At 58.2% G+C, this 22,160-nt stretch carries 16 protein-coding genes, 3 pseudogenes and 1 riboswitch; of the genes and pseudogenes, 5 read left to right on the top strand and 14 right to left on the bottom strand.

The features are described from left to right. Window position 1: 1 nt before the first annotated feature. Window positions 2–475: a DUF3939 domain-containing protein gene (locus tag OCY70_RS05550; protein WP_373871485.1), complete on the bottom strand. Its 474-nt coding sequence runs from the start codon at window positions 473–475 to the stop codon at window positions 2–4. Between the two features lie 158 nt (window positions 476–633). Here OCY70_RS05550 and OCY70_RS05545 point away from each other — a divergent pair. Next, window positions 634–981: pseudogene (locus OCY70_RS05545) on the top strand (SDR family oxidoreductase); the annotation flags it as partial. Window positions 982–1,173: 192 nt separating this feature from the next. Here the strand turns inward: OCY70_RS05545 and metE are convergent. Then, window positions 1,174–3,492 carry a 5-methyltetrahydropteroyltriglutamate--homocysteine S-methyltransferase gene (gene metE / locus OCY70_RS05540; RefSeq protein WP_213429285.1) on the bottom strand — a complete coding sequence of 773 codons (2,319 nt, stop codon included), beginning with the start codon at window positions 3,490–3,492 and terminating at the stop codon, window positions 1,174–1,176. Window positions 3,493–3,817: 325 nt separating this feature from the next. After that, window positions 3,818–4,007: riboswitch (cobalamin riboswitch) on the bottom strand. A gap of 165 nt (window positions 4,008–4,172) precedes the next feature. Between metE and OCY70_RS05535 the strand changes: the two genes are divergently transcribed. Next, on the top strand, window positions 4,173–5,501 hold the full coding sequence (locus tag OCY70_RS05535; protein ID WP_261944557.1) for an ISNCY family transposase: 1,329 nt from the start codon (window positions 4,173–4,175) through the stop codon (window positions 5,499–5,501). A gap of 111 nt (window positions 5,502–5,612) precedes the next feature. Here the strand turns inward: OCY70_RS05535 and OCY70_RS05530 are convergent, their stop codons facing one another. The 4 genes from OCY70_RS05530 to OCY70_RS05515 form a co-directional block, all read right to left on the bottom strand. Beyond that, window positions 5,613–5,903, bottom strand: coding sequence for a HesB/YadR/YfhF family protein (locus tag OCY70_RS05530; protein ID WP_168179659.1), 291 nt, complete (start codon window positions 5,901–5,903; stop codon window positions 5,613–5,615). Window positions 5,904–5,980: 77 nt separating this feature from the next. Continuing rightward, window positions 5,981–8,383, bottom strand: a complete 2,403-nt coding sequence (locus tag OCY70_RS05525; RefSeq protein ID WP_213426598.1) for a heavy metal translocating P-type ATPase — start codon at window positions 8,381–8,383, stop codon at window positions 5,981–5,983. Between the two features lie 121 nt (window positions 8,384–8,504). Next, a complete protein-coding gene (locus tag OCY70_RS05520; protein WP_213426597.1) occupies window positions 8,505–8,708 on the bottom strand; it encodes a cation transporter in 204 nt (67 codons plus the stop codon). Window positions 8,709–8,774: 66 nt separating this feature from the next. Further along, complete coding sequence (locus tag OCY70_RS05515) at window positions 8,775–9,101, bottom strand: metal-sensitive transcriptional regulator (protein ID WP_213426601.1); 327 nt, start codon at window positions 9,099–9,101, stop codon at window positions 8,775–8,777. Window positions 9,102–9,359: 258 nt separating this feature from the next. On the opposite strand from OCY70_RS05515, the gene OCY70_RS05510 reads away from it, so the two are divergent. Continuing rightward, window positions 9,360–10,313, top strand: coding sequence for an L-lactate dehydrogenase (locus OCY70_RS05510; protein WP_213426596.1), 954 nt, complete (start codon window positions 9,360–9,362; stop codon window positions 10,311–10,313). 41 nt (window positions 10,314–10,354) lie between these two features. On the opposite strand, the pseudogene OCY70_RS05505 reads toward OCY70_RS05510, so the two are convergent. Next, window positions 10,355–11,339, bottom strand: a pseudogene (locus tag OCY70_RS05505) (P1 family peptidase). 205 nt (window positions 11,340–11,544) lie between these two features. Between OCY70_RS05505 and OCY70_RS05500 the strand changes: the two are divergent. Then, window positions 11,545–11,788, top strand: a pseudogene (locus OCY70_RS05500) (carbon-nitrogen hydrolase family protein); the annotation flags it as partial. Window positions 11,789–12,286: 498 nt separating this feature from the next. Here OCY70_RS05500 and OCY70_RS05495 read toward each other — a convergent pair. The 5 genes from OCY70_RS05495 to OCY70_RS05475 all read right to left on the bottom strand — a co-directional run bounded on the left by OCY70_RS05495 (window position 12,287) and on the right by OCY70_RS05475 (window position 18,030). After that, window positions 12,287–13,141 carry an SMP-30/gluconolactonase/LRE family protein gene (locus OCY70_RS05495; RefSeq protein ID WP_213426595.1) on the bottom strand — a complete coding sequence of 285 codons (855 nt, stop codon included), beginning with the start codon at window positions 13,139–13,141 and terminating at the stop codon, window positions 12,287–12,289. 404 nt (window positions 13,142–13,545) lie between these two features. Continuing rightward, the gene (locus tag OCY70_RS05490; protein WP_213426594.1) at window positions 13,546–15,054 is read right to left on the bottom strand and encodes a nicotinate phosphoribosyltransferase; all 1,509 of its coding nucleotides are present in this window, start codon (window positions 15,052–15,054) and stop codon (window positions 13,546–13,548) included. A gap of 57 nt (window positions 15,055–15,111) precedes the next feature. Further along, complete coding sequence (locus OCY70_RS05485; RefSeq protein ID WP_213426593.1) at window positions 15,112–15,654, bottom strand: cysteine hydrolase family protein; 543 nt, start codon at window positions 15,652–15,654, stop codon at window positions 15,112–15,114. Between the two features lie 88 nt (window positions 15,655–15,742). After that, window positions 15,743–16,162, bottom strand: a complete 420-nt coding sequence (locus OCY70_RS05480; RefSeq protein ID WP_213426592.1) for a PaaI family thioesterase — start codon at window positions 16,160–16,162, stop codon at window positions 15,743–15,745. A 146-nt stretch (window positions 16,163–16,308) separates the two neighbouring features. Next, complete coding sequence (locus tag OCY70_RS05475) at window positions 16,309–18,030, bottom strand: long-chain-fatty-acid--CoA ligase (protein ID WP_261948750.1); 1,722 nt, start codon at window positions 18,028–18,030, stop codon at window positions 16,309–16,311. A gap of 696 nt (window positions 18,031–18,726) precedes the next feature. On the opposite strand from OCY70_RS05475, the gene OCY70_RS05470 reads away from it, so the two are divergent. Beyond that, on the top strand, window positions 18,727–19,725 hold the full coding sequence (locus OCY70_RS05470) for an electron transfer flavoprotein subunit alpha/FixB family protein (protein ID WP_213426590.1): 999 nt from the start codon (window positions 18,727–18,729) through the stop codon (window positions 19,723–19,725). 102 nt (window positions 19,726–19,827) lie between these two features. On the opposite strand, the gene OCY70_RS05465 is transcribed toward OCY70_RS05470, so the two are convergent. Together OCY70_RS05465 and miaB are read right to left on the bottom strand one after the other, a co-directional pair. Beyond that, window positions 19,828–20,244 (bottom strand): RicAFT regulatory complex protein RicA family protein, encoded by a 417-nt coding sequence (locus OCY70_RS05465; RefSeq protein WP_213426600.1) that lies wholly within the window; start codon window positions 20,242–20,244, stop codon window positions 19,828–19,830. Between the two features lie 157 nt (window positions 20,245–20,401). Continuing rightward, window positions 20,402–21,955: a tRNA (N6-isopentenyl adenosine(37)-C2)-methylthiotransferase MiaB gene (miaB, locus tag OCY70_RS05460; protein WP_213426589.1), complete on the bottom strand. Its 1,554-nt coding sequence runs from the start codon at window positions 21,953–21,955 to the stop codon at window positions 20,402–20,404. Between the last annotated feature and the right edge of the window lie 205 nt (window positions 21,956–22,160).

Here is a 22,160-nt window from a genome sequence, read left to right as displayed (position 1 = left end):
GTTAATGCAGCCGCCCCGGCCAGTCCGGCTCATGGGTCACCATGAACTGCTCTGTCGTCAAATAGAGTGGAATCGGCGGCTTCTGTTTTAAATAATGCCGTTCGATCAGCTTGTCGTAATGAACTTGGCGATTCCGGGTGCCCGGAATGACCGGCAAATCATCGTGATTCTCCAAATAATCGTCAACTGCCGCCTGCACGAGGTCAAGGGACAGCGGGATATGCTTGTCTTGTTCCTCAAAAATCTCATAGGTCATACGGGACATATAAAAGCGCTGATCCGAAATTCCGCCGAGGTAACGCTTCAATCGGGACAAATCAATGCTTTGGTCGGGACGGAGCAGCGTGGTTCGGGGAATTTGCTCCTGCATATCCTGCTCATACTGGAGCACCGCCCGCTTCACCTCGTCCAACGTGACATGAACCGCTTCGTGCCGGGGGGCAGAAGGCTTGCGTCGCTTGAACCACCGCATCATCGAACCCACCTTTCTCCCGTTCCTGTACAGCATTCAGGAAGCCAGTATATTGTATTCGCTTACAGTTCCATTATAACATGGAACGCCCTTGCTTTCCTCTGTTTTCGGACCTATTTACAGAGGTAATAGGTAGCAATGCGAAGCGGGGGCCCGATCGCGGCAGGCGCAAGTTTTCCGGGTTCGGGATGAGCGCCTACAGCACATCCAAAGCGGGCCAGGTCGCCTTCGCCAAGATGGCGGCGCTTGAACTGGCCCGCTATCGGATTCGCGTGAATGTCATCTGCCCCGGAGCCATCGAGACCCAGATCGGCGAGAATACGGACCGCAGACCGTCCGTGGACAGCATCTCGATTCCGGTCAAGTATCCCCAGGGCAGCCAGCCGCTGGCGCATGGGCCCGGAAAGCCCGAGCAGGTCGCCGATCTGGTGGCGTTCCTCGTATCGGACGCCTCCAGCCATATTACGGGCGCCCAGATCGTCATCGACGGAGCGGAGTCGCTCCTGTAGGCAGCGGGCCTCCCGGCCGCCGCAGATAGCCGCGGAGGCGGAAGCGCGATGGCAGGAAGTGCGATGGCAGGAAGTGCAGGCCGGCCAGGCAAGGGCGGGCTATCCCCATCGCGGCTTGATGGCTGCCTTAAGCCGCCAGCCGCAGCCCGCCTCGCCCGCGGCCGCCCTGCCCGTGACCGGCTCGCGCCCCGCTTACCGCTTCGCCGACGCGGAACGGGCCTGGCGCACCGCTACCGTCGCTTCCACCATATGCTTGAGCGCGGCGACGGTCTCAGGCTCATTGCGCGTCTTGAGCCCGCAATCCGGGTTAATCCAGAACGATTCGGCCGGCAGCACCGTCAGCGCGGTCTCGATGAACCGCTCGATCTCCTCGACTGACGGAACGCGCGGGCTGTGAATATCATAGACGCCCAGGCCAATGCCGAGCTCATACCGCTCCTTCCGCAGCGTGTCGACCATGTCTCCGCCGCTGCGCGCCGTTTCCAGCGAGATGACATCCGCATCCATGCGGCGAATCGTCTCCACCATATCGGAGAAGTCGCAGTAGCACATATGCGTATGAATCTGCGTATCCGGTCCGGCTCCGTTCGTCGCCAGCAGGAACGCGAGCACCGCCCATTCCCGGTAGCGTGCCGCATCCTCGGGCTTCAGAGGCATCCCTTCCTTCACGGCCGGCTCATCGACCTGAATCATGCCGATGCCCGCCTGCTCCAGCTCCCGAATCTCCTGGCGCAGCGCGTAAGCAAGCTGATAAGCGCACTGCTCGCGCGGAACGTCGTCGCGCACGAAGGACCAGTTGAGAATCGTGACCGGCCCGGTGAGCATTCCCTTCACCGGCCGCTTCGTCAATGATTGGGCATATGCCGTCTCCGCTACGGTCATCGCCTCGCGGAAGGCGACATCGCCATACAGAATCGGCGGCTTGACGCAGCGGGATCCATACGACTGCACCCACCCGAACTTCGTGAATACGAAGCCGTCCAGCTTCTCCCCGAAATATTCGACCATATCCGTCCGTTCAAATTCTCCGTGCACGAGCACATCCAGGCCAATCTCTTCCTGAATGCGCAGCCAACGCTCGATTTCTTGGCGCAGGAATGTCTCATACGCCTCGGCGCTCCATTCGCCCTTGCGGAAGCGGAGCCGCGCCTTGCGAATCTCCGCCGTCTGCGGAAGACTGCCGATCGTCGTCGTCGGCAGCAGCGGCAGCTCCGGCCAACGGCGGCGCTGCGCTTCACGCCGCTGCTCATACGGCGCCCGGCGCCCGCCAGCGGCCTCCGCCTCCCGGATCAGGCGCTCCACCGCCTCGACGGCATGCGGACGCTTCCGCGCCGGCTCCTCGCGCCAGGCGAGCACGTTGGCCGCGCTCGCTGCCAGCAGCGCCGCGCTCTCCGCCGTCGGCTGGGACAGATGGGTGGCCAGCCGCGCCGTCTCGGCCACCTTCTCGTCCGCGAACGCGAGCGCCCCGCGAATATACCCCGGCAGATCGTGCTCCCGCTCTGCCGTCAACGGCACATGCAGCAGACTGCAGGACGGCTGCACGATCCAGTGCGAGCGCGGCACGATCGGCTCGATCGACTCCAGCCAGGTTGCCGCGGCAAGCAGATCGGTCCGCCAAATATTGCGCCCGTCGATGACACCGAGGGCGATGCGCTTCCCGGCCGGAACCCCGGTCTGGCGAAGCGCCGCTTCGTTCCGCTCCTTTCCGTGGACGAAGTCGAGGCCGTAGACATCAACCGGGAGCTGCAAGAACGAATCGAATCCCGAGACCGAATCGAAGTACGTCTGCACCCAGAGGGTCAACCCTGGCGCCGCTTGGCGGAGCCGATCGTACACGGCTTGGGCCGCCTGCCAATCGTCCGCCGTCATCGGCTTCACGAAGGCCGGCTCATCGAGCTGCACGCAGGAGACCGCTTCCGCCTCCAGCTCATGCAAGATCCGGCCATACACCTCGGCGAACTGATCAAGCACTTGCCGGCGTTCGCCTTGCGGGATGCCCTTGATAAAGCGGACATAGGTGTACGGGCCGACCAGGACCGGCTTCCCTTCGATGCCCAGCTTCTCCTTCGCTCTCCGGTACGAGGCGAGCGGCCGGTTCTCGGTCAGCACCGGACGCTTCCCTTCCCACTCCGGAACGATATAGTGATAGTTCGTGTTGAACCATTTGGTCATCTCGCAGGCGACGGCCTTCTCCGTGCCGCGCGCGAGCGCGAACATCAGATCCGCCGTAACCGGGCCGCCCTCATAGCCGAACCGCTCCGGGATCAGTCCGAACATGACCGTCATGTCGAGAACATGATCGTACCAGGAGAAATCATTGACGGGAATATAGTCGATGCCTTCCTCCTTCAGCTTCGCGAGACGAAGCAGCTCGATCCGCTCCATCTCCGCTTCCAGCTCGGCTCGCGTCAGCTTGCCTGCCCAATACTGCTCCAACGCCTTCTTCCACTCCCGGTCGTATCCGATGCGCGGATACCCGGACACACTCGTCATCACTTGCCCTTTCGCCATGTCGCGTCTCCTCTCCTTATGCGGAACTTCCTACCGGGAGTACAGGGAACATAAAATCAATAATTCTTATCCGTTAACAAGGAATTAAAATCGCAATACACCCTGCCGCAGGTCTTCGCGCTCCTTCGGGACCGGCTCTCTCCCGTCGATCTGGACGCACATGGCCGCCATCCCTATGCGCAAAAAAGGACATCCCTGCCCCAGGCATAGAGATGTCCCGCAAACGTCCGTAACGGAGCTATGAATAAGACCCGACCGCGCACATGCGTGCATGCGAACCGAGCTATCCAGTCTACGAACACTTCCCTATCTCCCGTAGGTACAAACAGTGCTGTCAGAACAGGCAGGTCTCCTGGCTTCAGCGTCATCGGTGGCGGCAGCCTTCCCGGTCGTTCGACCAGTGGCCTCCCCAGGCCGCACCTCGTCTGTTACAGTGGCGGGACCGCGCCGGCTTCGAACCGGCTTCCCTATTAAGCTTTGCCGTTACACAAAGCACCTGTTCCCCTTATGTGGCTCAATCGGACTGCGTCTCAGCACAGGCCGCAATCCGATTGAGAATGATTATATACGCAAGCGCGCGTAATGACAAGTTCTTTTTGCCAACGGTGTTGTTCTTCTGTGATAATGTCACCCTATAACTGTTCTGAGATAATGTCACTATGGGACAGGAGATATTGACATTGACGAAAGCAGAAATGAAGAAGGTACTCGTTGTGGAGAAAATCATAGATGGGCGGATGACCAATAGGGAGGGAGCGGCAGCGCTGGGTTTATCAGAACGCCAAGTCATTCGGCTAAAGAAGAAATACCAATCCGGAAAAGGAGCACAAGAACTTATACACAAGAATCGGGGGAAACAGCCTCATCACGCCCTTCCCAATGAAGTGAAGGAACGAATCGTTGAGCTGTACACAGCCAAGTATTACGGAAGCAATTGCTGCCACTTCGCAGAGCTTCTTGAGGAGCATGAATCGTTGACACTGAGCGCTTCCAGCGTGAGACGTATCCTTCTGGCTAGTGGGCTCAAGCAAGCCAAGCAGCGGCGTCGCAGTAAAGCCCATCCGCCACGGGAACGCAAACCGCAAGCCGGCATGCTGTGGCAGATTGACGCAACTCCTTATGCATGGTTGGAGGATCGGGCTTCATCCTTTACGCTGCATGCTGCGATTGACGATGCAACAGGTACCGTTGTCGGTGCCGTCTTTCGTCCGAACGAATGCCGGGAGGCCTACTCTCTAGTCATGCAGCAAGGGATAGAAAAATACGGGGTTCCCCTTGGGCTTTACAGTGATCGGCATACGATTTTCCGGTCGCCTAACGAAAAGCTGACGCTCGAGCAAGAGCTCGCTGGGGAGACCAAACCGCTCTCCCACTTCGGCAAAGCGATGGCTGACTTGCATATTGAGCACATCAAGGCAATTACACCGCAAGCCAAGGGACGGGTAGAACGCCTCTGGCAAACATTTCAGGATCGCTTGGTGATCGAACTGCGGCTTCTTGGCATCAAGACGCTGGAAGAGGCGAACGCGGCTCTGCCCAGCCTATTGCAGAAGCACAATCACAAATTTGCCATAGAGCCAAAAATGACCGATTCGGCTTACCTGAAGCTTGATCCGTCTATCGATTTAAATCATGTGTTCACGCTTCGCAATTATCGGCAACTCGGGACCGGAAACACCCTCTCGTACAACGGAAAGTGCTATACCCTTGCCCAGCCTGCTTCCCTTCGTCTGGATGCAAAAACGACGGTTGAAGTGCGGGAGACGTTAACAGGGGATGTATTGTTGTGGCACCAAGGCCAGCCCTGGGCACTCAAAGAAACTCAGAAGCCACAGCGCAAGACGTCTGGATCAAAAAAGGCGAGTTCTGCGTCGCCACGCAAACCCGCCCAGAATCATCCGTGGAAAACCACGTATGATAACACTAAAAATAAGCGTACCACAAAAAACAGTTCGTTCCAAGATGCAATGTATTCGCAACATAATAGCTATGCAGAGGTCACCTGGTAAGGCTGACCTCTGATCACACAAGTGACATTTTCATAGCACAGTTAAAGTGACATTTTCACAGACGATTGACAGTTCTTTTTGCCAACGGTTCCCTGTTGGCGGACGCAGCCGTCAGATCGTCATTCCGTCATGGACGATGACGATGTCCTCGCCGTTCGCATCCAGCACCAGCTCGCGGTTGTCCAGGAACCACAGATCATTCTCCTCCATGAAGAACGTAATTCCCTCTACGGTCTCCGACACCGCCGGATGCCGCGGCTGATCCTTCATAATCCCGAAGGAATAGGGACCGGATGCGCTGAATCCGCTGTATCGTACGAAGATGCGCACGGTATCCCCTGCTGAATAGCCCCAATCTGATTGAAAGCGTTGAATCGCTTCCGCTGTCACCCGTAAGTGCATGCTCGTTCCCCCTCATTCTAATGACCGTAATCCGATCATACCATGCGGGCCCGGCGTTGAAAACCTAGACTTTCCGGTTAAAGCCTGACGCGCTGCAGCCGGAGCGCATTGAGCACGACCGATACGGAGCTGAAGGCCATCGCCGCTCCCGCAAGCCAAGGAGCCAGCAGGCCGGCCGCCGCCACCGGGATGCCGAGACTGTTGTAGACGAGCGCCCAGAACAGATTTTGCTTGATGTTCCGCATCGTCCGCCGGCTCATCTCCATCGCGTCGGCGATGCCGTTCAAGTCTCCCCGCATCAGCGTCACGCCGGCCGTCTCCATCGCCACATCCGTGCCCGTGCCGATGGCGAACCCGATATCCGCCGCCGCGAGCGCCGGCGCGTCGTTGATGCCGTCGCCTACCATGGCGACGACGGCGCCGTTCTGCTGCAGCTCGCGGACATGCTGCGCCTTCTGTTCGGGAAGGACCTCGGCGAACACGTCGTCCAGCCCGACCTGAGCGGCGATAGCGCGGGCCGTTCGCTCATTGTCCCCCGTCATCATGACGACGCGGATGCCCATGCCGTGAAGGCGGCTGATTGCGGCCTTCGAGGATGCCTTCACCTGATCCGCTACCGCGACGATGCCTTCCCAGCGTCCGTTAACCGCGACGAGCATCGCTGTCTTGCCTTCGAGCTCCAACCGCTGCAGCTCCGCTTCGGCTGCCTCCGCATCAATGCCCTGCTTGCGCAGCAGGTTCCGCGTGCCGATGACGATATCATGCCCGTCAACCCGGGCCATAATGCCGAAGCCGGGCTCCGCTTGGAACGATTCCGGCGTGATTGCTGGCAGGCCGCGGGCGTCAAGGCCCTTCACGATCGCCTGGGCGAGCGGGTGCTCGGACCGCCGTTCGGCGGCGGCCACCCAGAGCGCCAGCTCTTGCTCGCGTTCCGGATTATTCGCGATAAAATCGGTCAAGGAAGGCTCGCCCTCGGTTACCGTGCCCGTCTTGTCAAGCACGACCGTCTGCACACGGTACGCTCCTTCCAACTGCTCGCCCCCGCGGAACAGAATGCCGTATTCCGCGGCACGCCCCGTCCCCGCCATAATCGAGGTCGGCGTAGCCAGGCCCAACGCGCAAGGACAAGCGATGACGAGCACGGCAATCAGCTTCTCCAGCGCCTCCCCGAAATTGCCTGGCGCAATGGCGAAGTACCACAGGCCGAAGACGATGACGGCGATACCGACGACGATGGGAACGAAGACGCCGGATATTTTGTCGGCAATGCGCTGTATCGGCGCCTTCGAGCCTTGCGCTTCCTCGACGATGCGGATAATTTGCGCCAGCGCGGTCTCGGCGCCGACCTGCGTCGCTTCCATCGTGAAGGCGCCCTGCGCGTTCACCGTCGCGCCATACACGCGGTCGCCCGGCTGCTTCTCGACCGGGACGCTCTCGCCGGTCAGCATCGATTCATCGACGGTGGACGTACCGTCGATCACGATGCCGTCTACCGGTATCTTCGAACCGGGCCGCACGATGACGCGATCGCCCACCTGTACGTCATCGACAGGCACCTCTTGCTCGATGCCGTCGCGGATGACGGCGGCCGTCTTCGCACGCAGGCCGATCAAGGAGCGTATCGCTTGCGAAGAACGGCCCTTGGCCGCCGCTTCGAACCATTTTCCGAGCAGGATAAGCGTAATCAGCACCGCGCTCGTCTCGAAGTACATGTCCGGATGATGAGATCCTCCCCATACCCATTCCCATACGAGATAGACGCTGTAGAAATAGGCCGCCGACGTCCCGAGCGCCACGAGCACGTCCATATTTGCGCTGCCGTTGCGCAGCGCCTTGTAGGCTCCGCTGTAGAAGCGGGCGCCGATAAGGAACTGGACGGGCGCGGCCAATATCATCTGCACCCATGGATTCATGAACCATTCCGGCACCCAGATCCACGAGGTGAACGAGAAATGCCCTGCCATCGACCAGAGCAGCGGCGCCGACAGGATAGCGGAGACGATGAACGAATTGCGCAGCCGCACCGCGGTCCGGTTCGGCGCCGCCTCCGCGCCCGCTTCGCCCGTCTTCACCTTGCCCTTATAGCCGAGCTGCTCGATCTTCCCCAATATATCTTCCGGGCGCAAGCCGGTGAAGGTAATGCGGGCCGATTCGGCGGCGAGATTGACATTGGCGGTCTCGACCCCCGGTAGGCGATTGAGCCCTTTCTCAATCCGGGTCGCGCACGCCGCGCAGGTCATCCCTTCGATGCTCACATCGAGCGTCTCCGCCGGAACCTTGTAGCCCAGCTTCTCGATCTTGTCCGTTACCTGCTGAAGCGAGAGCTGTCCATCGTCATATTCTACCGTCGCTTGCTCTGCCGCCAAATTGACATTCGCCTTCACGACGCCGTCCATCCGGCTCAGACCCTTTTCGATCCGGGTGGCGCAAGCGGCGCAGGTCATCCCTTCGATTTTGACGGTCTGCTGCTTGGATGCCATTCTGTCTCACTCCCTTTGTTCATTATACCCCTATACCCTATATTACAATCGAAAAAGAAAACTCCCCGCAAGGAGTTCCTGTATAACGGATGATGCCAGCCGCCAATTCCGGTTCGCCGGCTTAGGAGACGACGTCGTAGCCTTGATCCTCGATCGCTTCCCGAATTGTCTCCGGCTGAACCTGCGCCGCATCGTACGTAATCTTCACCTGCTTGGAGCCGAGATCGACCTGCGCCTCGCCGCCGGCCTCCCGAACCGCCTTCTCGACCGCCTGCTTGCAATGTCCGCATGTCATGCCTTCCACTTTCCAAGTTACTTCAGTCATTCTCAATTCCTCCTCAAGTTGGATTAGAGGCTGTGCAAAAGGTCCGACCTTTTTGAACACGCCCTATTATTTCAATAATTTGTGTATCGTAACCAGCAGCTCGTCAATGACTTCATCATCGCCTTCCTGAAGCCGTTCGACGACGCAGCTCTTCATATGGCCTTCGAGCAGGAGCCGTCCGACGGAATACAACGCCGATTGAATCGACGCGATCTGATGCAGCACATCATCGCAATACGTATCCTTATCGATCATCGACTTGACGCCGCGCACCTGCCCTTCGATGCGGTTCAGACGGTGAATCAGCTTCTTCTTCATCTCGGCCGAATGATGGCTCTTGCGTTCGCCCGCTGCCTCCGGACGATGGCAGTCCGTCTGTGCCGCAGCCTCCATGCCATTGGCTGATTCATCGTTGCTGATAAGCGCGTCTTTCCGGGAACTCATCTTATCACCACCTCTTGCCTTCATCATAACATACCCCCCTACCCTATGCAATGCCTGCTTTCGGATTTATTTTCAATTGAATTTGAATTATTACCCGCAAATTGTTTACAATTTAAAGTATCAGCATGACTGCCGATTCGTTGCATACGGCCCTGTATATGCTTGAATTTATATACGTACACATGTACATAAGGAGGCACCATCAGCATGAGTGAATTCACGAAAGTATCACGCGTAGCGCTCGTCGGATCCGGCTTCGTCGGTTCGAGCTACGCCTTTGCCCTGTTCAACCAAGGGCTGGCCGCCGAGCTGGTTATCATCGACGCCAACCGGGCGAAGGCCGAGGGAGACGCCATGGATTTGAATCACGGGCTGCCGTTTGCGTCCAATATGCGCATTTGGGCCGGCGATTACAGCGATTGCAAAGACGCTGATCTGGTCGTTATCACCGCAGGGGCCAATCAGGCTCCCGGAGAGACAAGACTCGATCTGATCGGGAAAAACGCGAAAATCTTCCAATCGATCGTCCAATCGGTCATGGAGAGCGGATTCAATGGCCTCTTCCTTGTCGCGACGAATCCGGTCGATGTGCTAACGTATGCGACCTGGAAATATTCCGGCCTGCCGGCAAGCCGCGTTATCGGGTCCGGCACGATTCTGGACACCGCCCGGCTGCGCTATCTGCTCGGCGAGCGTCTGGAGGTCGACCCGCGCAACGTGCACGCCTATATTATGGGCGAGCATGGCGACACGGAGCTTCCGGTATGGAGCAACGTCAGCATCGGCGGCCAGCCGCTCGCCGACTACCGCAAGACGCACGGCCAGCCGACCGATGAGGAGCTGAACCGCATCTTCATCAATGTCCGCGACGCGGCCTATCACATCATCGAACGCAAAGGCGCCACCTACTACGGCATCGCCATGGGATTGGCCCGCCTCACGAAGGCCATCCTGAAGAACGAGAATTCCGTGCTCTCGGTCTCGACGCTGCTGACCGGAGAATACGGGCTGGAGGATGTCTATCTCGGCGTTCCGGCGGTCGTCAACCGCCAGGGCATCCGCGATTTGTACGAGCTTCATCTCACCGAGGAGGAGAAGGAGAAGCTCCATCACTCCGCTTCCGTGCTGAAGCAAGCCATCGCCTCCATCTTCCCGTCCTAAGCCTGAGCGCGCCGGCAATCTGTCCGGCGCGCTTCGGCGCTTTATTGGGACGGCGGTGCCGTCCAGTCGCGCGCCGCCGGAACCGCTCCCGCCGATTCGGCGGCCGTCACCGCATTGATAATGGCGTAAGCCAGCGTCTCCGCGGCCCACATGCCGGCGAGATCGACCGAAGCGTCCACGCCCCTTGTCGTCATGGCGAACACCGTCTCGCCGTCGAACATCGTGTGCACCGGGAAAATCGTTCTCGCGAGCCCGTTATGCGCCATCTCCGCCACCTTGTTCATCTCCGTCTTCGTCAGATTGGCGTTGCAGGCGACGGGCGATCGTCGTATTGGTGACCGGCTTCACCGCGGCAAAAGGATTGTCCAAGCCGGGAAGATAGCGAAGCGGCTCGAGGAAGCTGCCTGGCTCGTCGCCCCGCGCTCCCGCCGCCGTCCCGCCACGGCCCGGATGCCGGATCTCGCCCACCGCGTTCACGGCAACCGCCGCTCCGATGACAAGCCCGCTGGGCAGCTTGACGGAAGCGGTGCCGAAGCCGCCCTTCATGGCCCGTTCCGGCCCCCGCATACTTGCCGACGGTCGCTCCCATGCCCGCGCCGGCATTGCCTTGCGCCGGAGGCGAAGAAGCGGCCGAAGCCGCTGCGGTATAGCCCATGGCGGCCGTCGGCGTCACATCGGGCCGGCCGATGGCGAGATCGAACAATATCGCGCCCGGCACGATAGGGACCCTCCCTACCCCGACATCCAGCCCGATGCCGCGCTCCTGCAAATACCGCATGACGCCGTGAGCGGCTTCGAGCCCGAACGCGTGCCCCCGCTCAGGCAGATCGCATGGACATGCGGCACCATCGCGGTAGGCTGAAGCAGCTCGGTCTCGCGCGTGCCGGGAGCGGACCCGCGCACATCGACGCCGCATACCGCGCCCTCCTCCGCCATGATTACCGTGCAGCCTGTCAGCGCAGCCTCGTCCTGCGCATGGCCGAGCCGAATGCCCGGCACATCCGTGATGCTGCCGGGATATGGCAGCGCCTGCTGCGATTCATGATGTCCGTATTGTATGTCATGTATGAACTTCCCCTTCCGCCTGTCGAAATGATCCTCTCTATAGCTTCTCTATAGCTTCTCTGTAGCTTCGCGATAGCGGCCGCCCCCTCCTTTTTTTCGGAACGAGATCGGCTCTGTGTCCCCCTTTGAGAGAGATCTTTATTTTTTCCTTGTTGGAGGTGTTCCTATGAAAATGCGCGTATCTGCCGTCCAGTACCATCTGCATACGATCGCATCCTTTGATGAGTTCGCGAGACAGGTAGAGCACTATATCCGGACCGCAGCGGAATTCGAGGCGGAATTTCTGCTCTTTCCCGAGTTCATGACGGCTCAGCTCATGTCGATTTGGAGCCGAAGAGCGCGAGGCGCTCGCGATCGGCGAGCTTCCGGGCTATACCGAAGCCTACCTTGAGCTATTCACCCGCTTGGCCAATCCACTCCACAAAGCTGCAGTATCTCCCGCCACTCTATTCATCTGCTCCACTAGCTGCATTATCTCCCACCACTCTAGTCGTCTGCTCCACCAATACTGCAAGAATGCAGCAATTTCACTGACACGAGTATGCGATAATAGGATTGCTGCAAACATACAGCAATTACCCTACGGCAAGGCATAGATAGCGTTCAAAATGGCGAAATAATGTAATTTTGCAGGATTTTCTCGGAATTTAGTCTCTTGAGGTGAAAAATGCTGCGCCTGTGCAGCAATTTCATGCGGGGACCAGCTTACCCTAACCTACCTGACCTGCCTTCCCCGGCCCCGCCCTTCCTAAGAAAAAAGACTGTCGACAGGACTTTGTCGACAGTCTGGAAGAGGCCCCACGACCCGTGGCGCCTCTTTGCCGTTTATTCGCTTGGCTTCTTATTCTCCCCTGGTTGTCCGGGCACGGTCCGGTCTAACAGCACGGCGCCGCCCCGCCCAACGGCTGCTAGACAAGCCCGAACAATCTGCGGCAGCGGCCGGGACGATCGGCAACGAAGCGTTCGATATTGCCCTTATCCTTGATCGTGACATATACGGTCCGCCCGTCCTCGCCCCCGAACGTCAGGTTCGTGCACTCCTTGCCCAGCAGTTGAACCTCTTCGACCAATTCTCCTGCCGGCGACAAGATGACTACGGTTCCTTTGCCGAACCGGGTTACGTACAGATATCCCTCGACATCGCAGCGCATGCCGTCAAGACCGTAATCCGGGAACTCATGGAATAAGCGCTTATTGGATACGTTCCCGTCCCCCGCCAGATCATAGACCCAGATCCGGCGCTGCACCGACTCGTTCACATACAGCAGACGGTCGTCGGGGCTGACCTCGATTCCGTTCGTCGTTCCCATTCCCGCTTCCAGGCGGGTCGTCTTCCCGTCGGGATCGATCCGCCACAGCTGCCCGGTGTCGTCTGCCCAGTTCGGATCGCTGGCGAACAGAACATCCCGCGATGAGATCGCGATGTCATTCGGCTGATTCATCGCCGGCTCCTCCGCCAGCACGTCCAGCCGCCGCTCTTGCCAGGAATAGCGGTAAATGCGGTGCCTTGTATAATCGGCCATGAACATATCGCCGGCCCGATTGAACCGGATCCCGTTCGCAATGCTTCCTTCCGGGAGCTCCAGAAAAACGCTGCTGACGCCTTCCGGCGTAACCTTTCCGATCGTCCCCTCCCGTTCGTAATTCACGGCATACAGATTGCCATCCTTGTCGCAGGCCGGCCCCTCGACGCCGCCGGTAAATCCGTTCGGCGGGGTGAACTGCTCGCTGCGCCGTCCTCGCCCCAGGTCCTTCACACTCATCGTCCTCTCTCCCCGTTCCGGACGAGAGAAGTTCGGCTGTCTGCGCTGTCTCGTCGGTCTCTATCGAACATCCCGTCCGCTGATTTGAGTTCCACTGTCGTTGCCTGATGCTGCATTATCGATAATACAAACCTTTTCCCCGAGGAATTACCACAGAGTTGTTACGCTAATCCAGTATAAATACATTGTTACGCTATCGAAAAATAGGATTGTAACGCTATCGGTTCTCATGCCATTCATGACATCCCGGAACACGCTAGCTTCCCGCTTTTGCATGTGAATTTCATCACCTTATCGGCCAACCGAAGCGAATTCACAGGCGGCTATGGAAAGAGGTACCGAAACCTCCAGGCAAGCACTCCGGGGCAGGCTCCCAGCAGGCTTCACATTGCCGCTTCGGCCTTCTATTCGCCTGAATGGCCGTTGGCGCCGTCGTCCCCGTTCTCCCGCAAAATACGCGTCCACTGCTCTTGCTCCTGTACGTAAGACTCGATCATGTCATGCTTCAGCTGCCATGCCTTCGTGCTGATGTCGACATGGTAGCGCTCCGGATTCGTCTTGCGCAAGTATTCCGGCCAGAACAACTGCAGCTGCTCGCGGTGATATTCGCGAATCTCGTCCAGCGGCGGCCGTTCATACACCAGCTTCCCGTCCCGGTAGATCGGATGCAGCAGCTTCTCGGCGTCGTAATGCTCGACATATTTATGGAGATATGGATGTATCGGATCGAACAGCTTGATCTTGACGCGGCGCTCGACGTCATCCTCTTCCGTAAGGCAGATGTAATCGGCGATCGCTTTTTTCTTTTTCTTATGGATGATGCGATAAACGTCCTTCTTGCCCGGCGTCGTCACTTTTTCCGGATTGGCCGAGATTTTGATCGTTGGCTGCATCACCCCGTCGACCTCGCGGGATACCAGCTTGTACACCCCGCCGAGAGACGGCTGATCCGCGGCGGTAATCAGCTGCGTGCCCACGCCCCACATATCTATGCGCGCGCCCTGCAGCTTCAGATCCGAGATCGTGTACTCGTCCAAATCGTTGGAAGCGACGATCTGAACCTCGTTCAAGCCGGCCTCATCCAGCATCCGGCGGGCTTCGATCGACAAATAGGCCAAATCGCCGCTGTCGAGGCGGATCGCCTGCAGCTTCTTGCCTCGCTTCTCCAATTCCTTGCCGATCTGGATCGCGTTCGGAATGCCGCTGTGCAGTGTATCATAGGTGTCCACCAGCAGCGTCACCTGGTTCGGGAGCGCCTCGGCGAATGCCTGGAACGCCTCCTGCTCGTTCTCGAAGCTCTGCACCCAGGCATGCGCGTGCGTTCCCTTCGTCGGGATCCCGAAGCGGCGGCCCGCCAGCATGTTGGAGGTCGCATGGAAGCCCGCCAAATAAGCGGCCCGCGCTCCCCAGAGGGCGGCATCCGCTTCCTGCGCCCGTCTCGTTCCGAATTCCATCAAAATGTCATTGCCTGCCACATACTTGATCCGGGATGCCTTCGTCGCGATCAAGGTCTGGAAATTCATGAAATTAAGTAGTGCCGTCTCGATCAGCTGCGTCTCGAAGATGCGCCCTTCCACGCGAATAAGCGGTTCATTCGCGAACACGAGCGTTCCTTCCCGCGCCGCATCGATGTTGCCGGTGAAGCGGAAGTTGCGCAGCTCCTGCAGAAACGCTTCCTCGTACTCCTCCTCCTGTTCGCGCAAATACGCGATGTCCTCCTCCGTGAAGCGGAGCTGTTCCATATACTCGATAATCCGCTCCAGGCCGGCGAACACGGCGTACCCGTTATGGAAGGGCAGCTTCCGGAAAAACGCTTCGAACACCGTTTTCTGATTGTGCGTGCCATGCTTCCAATGCGCATACATCATATTGATCTGATATTTGTCGGTATGCAATGCCATTGATGCATTCATGTATTCATCCTTCTTTCTGACGTCCTTTGCCTTTCCTCGGCTGAAGCCGCTGATCCATCAATATCCGCTGACGACTTGCGCGCCCAGCGTATTGCGGACATGCTCCAGCGCCCAGCGATGCGCGTCGGCATTGAATGAAGCGACCGCATCCTCATGCACGACGATGCGATAACCGAGATTATACGCTTCAATCGCCGTATGCAGCACGCAAATATCCGTGCAAACCCCAACCAGGTGGACTTCCTTCACCCCGCGCGCCCGCAGCCGCATGTCGAGATCGGTGCCGCAAAAGGAGCTGTACCGGGTTTTGTCCATCCAGTATATCGCCGAGGCATGGCGTTCATGCACCTCCCGCAGCGCGCCATAGAGCTCACGGCCTTCCGTCCCGCGAATATTGTGCGGCGGGAACAGCGCGGTCTCCGGATGATACGGGTCCTGCTCGTCGTGAACGTCCACGGCCATGACCACGAATTCGCCTTGGGCGGCGAATTGCTCGGTCAGCTCCGCAATCCGGCGTTCAATGTCAATAGCCGGCTGTCCGCACGGAAGCCGGCCGATGACAAAATCATGCGTGTAATCAATGACGACTAACGCTTTCATGGCGAATCGTCTCCTCTCCAGCCCAGTAAGGGTAATGATAAGCTTATCGTCATTATGACAAATTGATGTCAAATGTTCAACTCGCCAATTACCCTTTGACCCGGAAGGAACCCGTTCCAATCGTCCCTAATCGGCCGTCTTCCCCCGTTACGCTCCCGTATACCGTCATCATCCGGTTCGTGGAATGAACGACGTGAGCCCGGACTTCCAGCAGGCCCGCCCGCAGCGGATGAACGTAATGAACGTTCAAATTGGTCGTGACGACCTGATCATCGGGCCGGTTCGCCGCCGCGGCAATGCCCATCGTACTATCCAACAGAGAGGCAAGCACCCCGCCATGGACGGTTCCCGTCATATTCAAATGGCGCTCCCGTGCCTGCAGCCGCACAATCGTTTCCCGTTCGCCGACGCGGACCAGCTCACAGCCCAGATAGCCCCAGAATGACGTCGCGGCCAGCTCCTCCAGCTTTGCCCAGCGCTGCATCGCGTCCCCGCCCGTTCCGCTCATCGGCCTTGCTCCTCTCGCTAAAAAAATGTCCTAGGCCCGGTTGATCCTGCGCGGCCAGCCATCTGGCGCATGCGGAAAGCGCGGCCCGGCCGCGTCCGCCGGACGGGCCGGCTCCCCCTGAACCGGCACGTCAGCCGAACGCCGCGCTACTCCTGCTTGCCGGATCCGGGCGGTTCCGCCTGGCCGCCCCCGGCCTGCCGCTGCCTCTCGTCTTCCGCCAGCCGGCGGCGCAGCACTTTGCCGACCATCGTCTTCGGCAGCTCCTCGCGGAACTCATACAGCCGCGGAACTTTGTAGGCGGCAAGCCGCTCCCGGCACCACGCTTCCAGCTCCTCTGCCGTCGTCCCGGCCCCTTCCGCCCGGACGATGAACGCCTTCACGGTCTCCCCGCGGTACGGATCCGGCACCCCGATGACGACAGCCTCCTTCACGGCGGGATGCTCGAACAGCATTTCCTCCACGTCGCGCGGATATACTTTGAAGCCGCTGGCGTTGATCATGTCTTTTTTCCGATCGACGATCATGAAGTAACCGTCTTCATCCATCTTCGCCATGTCCCCGGTCAAAAGCCATCCATCCTTCAGGACGGCTGCCGTATCCTCCGGCCGGTTCCAATAGCCCTTCATCACCTGCGGCCCCTTCACCGCCAGCTCTCCAATCTCTCCGGGCGGAAGCGGCTCGGGGTGGACCACTTTCGCGTCCGTGTCCGGGAACGGGATTCCGATCGTCCCGGTCTTGCGCAGTCCCCAGATCGGGTTCGCATGCGTGACCGGCGAAGCCTCCGTCAGCCCGTAGCCTTCGATCAGGCGGCCGCCTGTCAGCGCCTCGAACCGCTCCTGCACCTCCAACGGCAGAGCCGCCGATCCGCTCACGCACACTTTGACGGAGGACAGGTCGAAGCGCTGTACTTCCTTATGGTGGTTGATGGCAATATACATCGTAGGGGCGCCGGGAAAAACCGTGATCTTCTTCTTCTGAATCGCGGCCAACACCTGCAGCGTATCGAACCGGGGCAGCAGGACGAGCTCCCCTGCCAGATGCATCGCCTGATTGAGCAGCACGGTCAATCCGAACACATGGAAGCAAGGGAGCACCGCCAGGAACCTCTCCTCTCCCCTGTTCGCCTTGTAGCACCAATTCGCGGTCTGAACCGTGTTCGCGACGAGATTGTAATGCGTCAGCATGACGCCTTTGGCCGTGCCTGTCGTGCCGCCCGTATATTGCAGCATCGCGATGTCATTCTCCGCATCGACCGGACAGAGCACAGGCTGGGGCGTACTGCTTTTCAGCCATGATTTGAAGCGGAAAAGGCCAGGCTCATTCGGGATATGTAGCGAATGGCCCTCCTTCTTCGCCTTCAGCGGATACAAGAACCGTAGCGGGAGCGGCAAATAGTCGCGCAGCGAGCCGCAAATCAGATACGTCAGCGGCGTGCTCCGCTTGACCTGCCTGACACGCGGGAGCAGCATATCGAGGGTAACGATCACCTTCGCCCCAACATCATTGAGCTGGTGGATCAACTCTCCCTCCATATAGAGCGGATTGGTCATGACGACCACGGCGCCGGCCAGCAGGCTCCCGTAATAGGCGATGACCATGTGCGGGCAGTTCGGCAGCATCAGCGCCACCCGATCCCCGGATTTGATGCCGAGGGCGTGCAGGCCGTTCGCGAAGCGATAGGCTGCGTCCAGCAGCTGCTGATACGACAGGTTCGCCCCCATAAAATGGACGGCTGTCCGGTTCGGATACTGAACGGCCGCTTGAATCAGCAATTGCGCCACATTGTGCTTCGGATAATCGGCAGCCGGTGCCACTTCTTCAGGGTAATGGCGAACCCAGGGGCGTTCGCCGTTCTCTACGACATGCATGACACCCTCCCCTTCTTCTTGCGGGATTCATCTCGTTTGCGGTGCCCGGCTCGACGACGGTGGATCGTTCGCTCTCGATGACCCGAGCGGCGATATTGCGCTTCGTCCGCAGCCTGTATTTGCCTCCCTGACTCTGCCATAAAAGTCCGTTTCCTCCCTTGTTCAAAGCTTCTTCTCCTCATTTCCGTCCCGATTGCCATCGCTGAAAATGAACGCTGAAACCAGAATTTCGCTTTGTGTTCCTCCTGCTTGATGGATATGTCTTTCGGGCTTAAAAAATGCAATGCCAGGCCTATGTAGACCGATGGTAAATTGACATGGCTGCCTCCCCTTGCGCGCCGAAAAATTGCAATAACTTTCACGTCCGAGCCATATGATGGATAGCAGCGATCCGACACTGAGGTGAGTCCATGAACATGTTTGTCCTGATCAAGCAGACATTCGATAGGGAAAGAGAACATCGTCATTCAAGGCGGAGAGCAGTCGGAAGAAGGAGTTCAATGGCAAATATTAGGCTCGGCGGCCTTATAAATAAGCGCATTCTTCCGGCTCGCATCCTTGCTGCCGGAATAAGCGGCAGGTAATCCGCCTGCCAAGGGAGAAAGTGAATGCATAAAGCATTGCGTACTGTCCGGCATCAGCTAGCTGCCATTATATTGAAATGATGAACAGAATGAACGAAAGGAGTGAGTCCGCATGGGACGCACATTTGCCGTTATCGCGGAAATGCGCGGCAATCAAGTGAGACAAGTGACATGGGAAGCGCTTGGTGCTGTCGCGCAAATGGCGAAAGTTGAGGATCGCGTCATCGTGCTGGTTATCGGATATGCCATCGGGAAGGCCGTAGACGCGCTGTCACTTCCCGGCATCCACGCGATCGTTGCGGCGGACAATGATCGATATCAATATTATGAGGCAGAAACGTATTTTGCCGCTGCCCGCACCTTCGCCGATCAGGAGCAGCCCGATATCGTCCTGCTCGGGCACACGGCGATGGGCCGGGAACTGGCCCCGATGCTGGCCTGCCATTTGCAGTCCGGTCAAATCTCCGACGTTATTTCTATCGAAGCGTATGAGGACGGTTTCGCCTTCCATCGACCGATTTATGCCGGCAAGGCGTTCGAGACGAAGCGGTTCACCCAAGCATCGAGGTGCTGGGTTCTCACCATCCGGCCCAACATTTTCCCGCCGGGCGGGCAGGCGGGAGCGCTGCTTCCGGGTACGGCAGCCGTGCCGGAACGCCGCTTCCTCCCCGATCCTCCGCCTACGCTGCGCTCTATCGTGCGGGATGTCGCCACGAAAATGATCGGCTCCATCGATCTGACAAAGGCGAAAATCATCGTCTCCGGCGGCCGCGGCGTGAAGAGCGCGGACGGGTTCAAGCCGCTGCAGCAGCTCGCTCTCGTCCTGAACGGAGCGGTCGGCGCCAGCCGCGGCGCCTGCGACGCCGGCTATTGCGATTATGCGCTGCAGATCGGGCAGACCGGCAAGGTGGTGACCCCGGAGGTCTATTTTGCCTGCGGCATCAGCGGGTCGATTCAGCATTTGGCCGGCATAAATCAATCGCGCGTTATCGTTGCGATTAATACCGATCCGGAAGCCCCGATTTTTCAAGTGGCGGATTACGGAATCATCGGCGATCTGTTCGAGATCGTCCCGCTGCTTACCGCCGAATTCCGCAAGCTGCTCTCCTAATAAGCCCCTCCCCCGATCATAAACAAACAGGCTTCCTTCCCTTGTAAAATCAGGGACGGAAGCCCGCTTCGGCTCTATCTATCATATCGCTTCGTTCTCAGCTTAATCGCTGCACGTCTCCGGGTCTTCCGGGGTCGCCGCCTCGACATCAATCTTCTCGGCCACCGTATCCCGAATGACGGACATAACGAGTTGCAGCAAGTAGTTCACATCGGTCTGGCTCTGCTGGAATTCCACGACGAGCGGAATATTGTCGAGCTCCTGCTGCAGCTCTTCGATTTCCTTCTCGATTTTGTCCACCATGGCCTGATTCTGGAACGACTCGAAGGCGACAATTTCCTTCTGCTTCTTCTTCATGGCCGAGATAAGCTCCTGCACCCGCTCATGCCTCTGGACAAGCTTTTCCGCCTTTTGGTAATGAATGACTTCATCCGTCGTGCAAATCATCTTGGCGAGCTGCTTCGCCTTCGCCATAATATCGTCGCGGACCAGCAGATCACGCGTATTATAGGAAGGCATGCTGCTGCACGGTGAAACCTTGGACGAATCATGTGAATGTTGCGTCAATGCGAACCTCTCCCATCTGGATTATCGTATTGTTGCAAAATAAGGTGCAGGGCTTCCGCGTCACCCGCGTCGCGCCTCCGCGCCGGATCATGCCGAAAGCTCACGCCGGCTAGGAGCTGATTTGCACCGGCTCCGGCACCATTTCGCCCTTGATATAGTAGGACAGGGCATCGTCGATGCGCACGTGAACGAAGCGGCCGATCAGCTCTTCCGAACCTGGAAAATGAACCAGCTTGTTCGTGCGCGTGCGGCCGGACAAAATATTGGCGTTGTTTTTGCTTACGCCTTCCACCAGCACCTCAACGGTCGTGCCGATCAGCTTCTCATTGCTCTTGCGGCTCAGATCCGTCATCAGTTCGTTCAGACGGTGGAGGCGCGCTTTCTTCACCTCGACTGGAACATTATCTTCCATCTGAGCGGCAGGCGTGCCCTCGCGCGGCGAGTAGATGAAGGTAAAGGCGGAATCGAATTGGACCTCCTTCACCAAGCTCATCGTCTCCTCGAACTGCTCGTCGGTCTCGCCCGGGAACCCGACGATAATGTCCGTCGTCAGCACGACATCCGGAATCGCCTGCTTAATCTTGCCAGCCAGCTCGAGGAAGCGGGCGCGATCATACTTCCGGCTCATCTTTTTCAATATCTCGCTGCTGCCCGACTGCACCGGCAGATGGATATGCTCCACCAGATTGCCGCGCTTCGCGAGCACTTCCACGAGCCGATCATCGAAATCGCGCGGATGAGATGTCGTGAAGCGGACGCGTGGGATATCGATTTTGCGGATATCATCCATCAGATCGCCGAACGAATATTTTCGGTCCGTGAAGTCTTTGCCGTAGGCGTTGACATTTTGCCCGAGCAGCGTAATCTCCTTGAAGCCTTGCCGCGCCAGCTCGCGCACTTCCGCGATAACATCCTCCGGAAGACGGCTCCGCTCCTTGCCGCGCGTATAAGGCACGATGCAATAGGTGCAGAACTTGTCGCAGCCATACATGATATTCACCCAGGCGCGCATCCCTTCCCGCTTCTTCGGCAGGTTCTCGATGATGTCTCCTTCCTTCGACCATACTTCGATAACCATCTCTTTGTTGAACAGAGCATCGCGGACCAGATAAGGCAGGCGGTGAATATTATGCGTTCCGAAGACGAGATCGACGAACGGATGCTTCTGCATAATCCGGTTGACCACGGTTTCTTCCTGGGACATGCAGCCGCATACCCCAAGCAGCAGACCCGGCCGCTCGAGCTTGAGCGTCTTCAGATGGCCCAGCTCGCCGAACACCTTATCCTCGGCATTTTCCCGGATCGCACATGTATTGAGAAGAATGATGTCCGCCATCTGGCGATCTTCCGTCTTCCGGTATCCCATCTGTTCGAGCAGCCCGCTCATCGTCTCGGAGTCATGCTCGTTCATCTGGCATCCAAACGTATAGATGAGATAATGCTTGCCAGTACCTAACTGCTGCAGCTCTGCGGGAACCGCCTCTTCATAATGGACAACGATGTCCTGCTTCCCCCGCTGCTTCTCTGCTCGTTGATTAGGCTCCGAAATAATGTTGATTTCGCGACCATTGATACGAATGCGCTTACCGTGTTCATCCTCCGAAATCACTTTTGCGTTCGAGAAATCAAAATATTTGGAGTAATCCTTCGACTCTTTGCTCATGATGTCGGTCACTCCTTCATATCGTAATGTCATAGGTTTGCGGTGAATGATTGATGTCTATTCCAAAAAAAGCATTACAACAAATTATATCATTATTCCGCGTGCGGAGCCAAGCCAAGAAAAACTTCTGACGGCGTCCAAGCAGAACCGAACGCTCTTACGCACAAGGTAGTGCCTTGCCCTTGCTAATGGTCGGCATCCGAGA

It is taken from the genome of Paenibacillus melissococcoides, from assembly GCA_944800085.1.
GTDB lineage: Bacteria > Bacillota > Bacilli > Paenibacillales > Paenibacillaceae > Paenibacillus_B > Paenibacillus_B melissococcoides.
This window is presented reverse-complemented; position numbering and strand designations above follow the sequence as displayed.

Excerpts from the sequence above, each read along its gene's own strand:
- OCY70_RS05480 (WP_213426592.1), bottom strand. The coding sequence starts at position 16,162 with ATGAGCGGAACGGGCGGGGACGCGATGCAGCGCTGGGCAAAGCTGGAG.
- OCY70_RS05465 (WP_213426600.1), bottom strand. The coding sequence starts at position 20,244 with ATGCCTTCCTATAATACGCGTGATCTGCTGGTCCGCGACGATATTATG.
- OCY70_RS05515 (WP_213426601.1), bottom strand. The coding sequence starts at position 9,101 with ATGGAGGCTGCGGCACAGACGGACTGCCATCGTCCGGAGGCAGCGGGC.
- OCY70_RS05485 (WP_213426593.1), bottom strand. The coding sequence starts at position 15,654 with ATGAAAGCGTTAGTCGTCATTGATTACACGCATGATTTTGTCATCGGC.
- OCY70_RS05510 (WP_213426596.1), top strand. The coding sequence starts at position 9,360 with ATGAGTGAATTCACGAAAGTATCACGCGTAGCGCTCGTCGGATCCGGC.
- miaB (WP_213426589.1), bottom strand. The coding sequence starts at position 21,955 with ATGAGCAAAGAGTCGAAGGATTACTCCAAATATTTTGATTTCTCGAAC.
- OCY70_RS05530 (WP_168179659.1), bottom strand. The coding sequence starts at position 5,903 with ATGCACTTACGGGTGACAGCGGAAGCGATTCAACGCTTTCAATCAGAT.
- metE (WP_213429285.1), bottom strand. The coding sequence starts at position 3,492 with ATGGCGAAAGGGCAAGTGATGACGAGTGTGTCCGGGTATCCGCGCATC.
- OCY70_RS05525 (WP_213426598.1), bottom strand. The coding sequence starts at position 8,383 with ATGGCATCCAAGCAGCAGACCGTCAAAATCGAAGGGATGACCTGCGCC.
- OCY70_RS05520 (WP_213426597.1), bottom strand. The coding sequence starts at position 8,708 with ATGACTGAAGTAACTTGGAAAGTGGAAGGCATGACATGCGGACATTGC.
- OCY70_RS05475 (WP_261948750.1), bottom strand. The coding sequence starts at position 18,030 with ATGCATGTCGTAGAGAACGGCGAACGCCCCTGGGTTCGCCATTACCCT.
- OCY70_RS05550 (WP_373871485.1), bottom strand. The coding sequence starts at position 475 with ATGATGCGGTGGTTCAAGCGACGCAAGCCTTCTGCCCCCCGGCACGAA.
- OCY70_RS05490 (WP_213426594.1), bottom strand. The coding sequence starts at position 15,054 with ATGAATGCATCAATGGCATTGCATACCGACAAATATCAGATCAATATG.
- OCY70_RS05495 (WP_213426595.1), bottom strand. The coding sequence starts at position 13,141 with ATGAGTGTGAAGGACCTGGGGCGAGGACGGCGCAGCGAGCAGTTCACC.
- OCY70_RS05470 (WP_213426590.1), top strand. The coding sequence starts at position 18,727 with ATGGGACGCACATTTGCCGTTATCGCGGAAATGCGCGGCAATCAAGTG.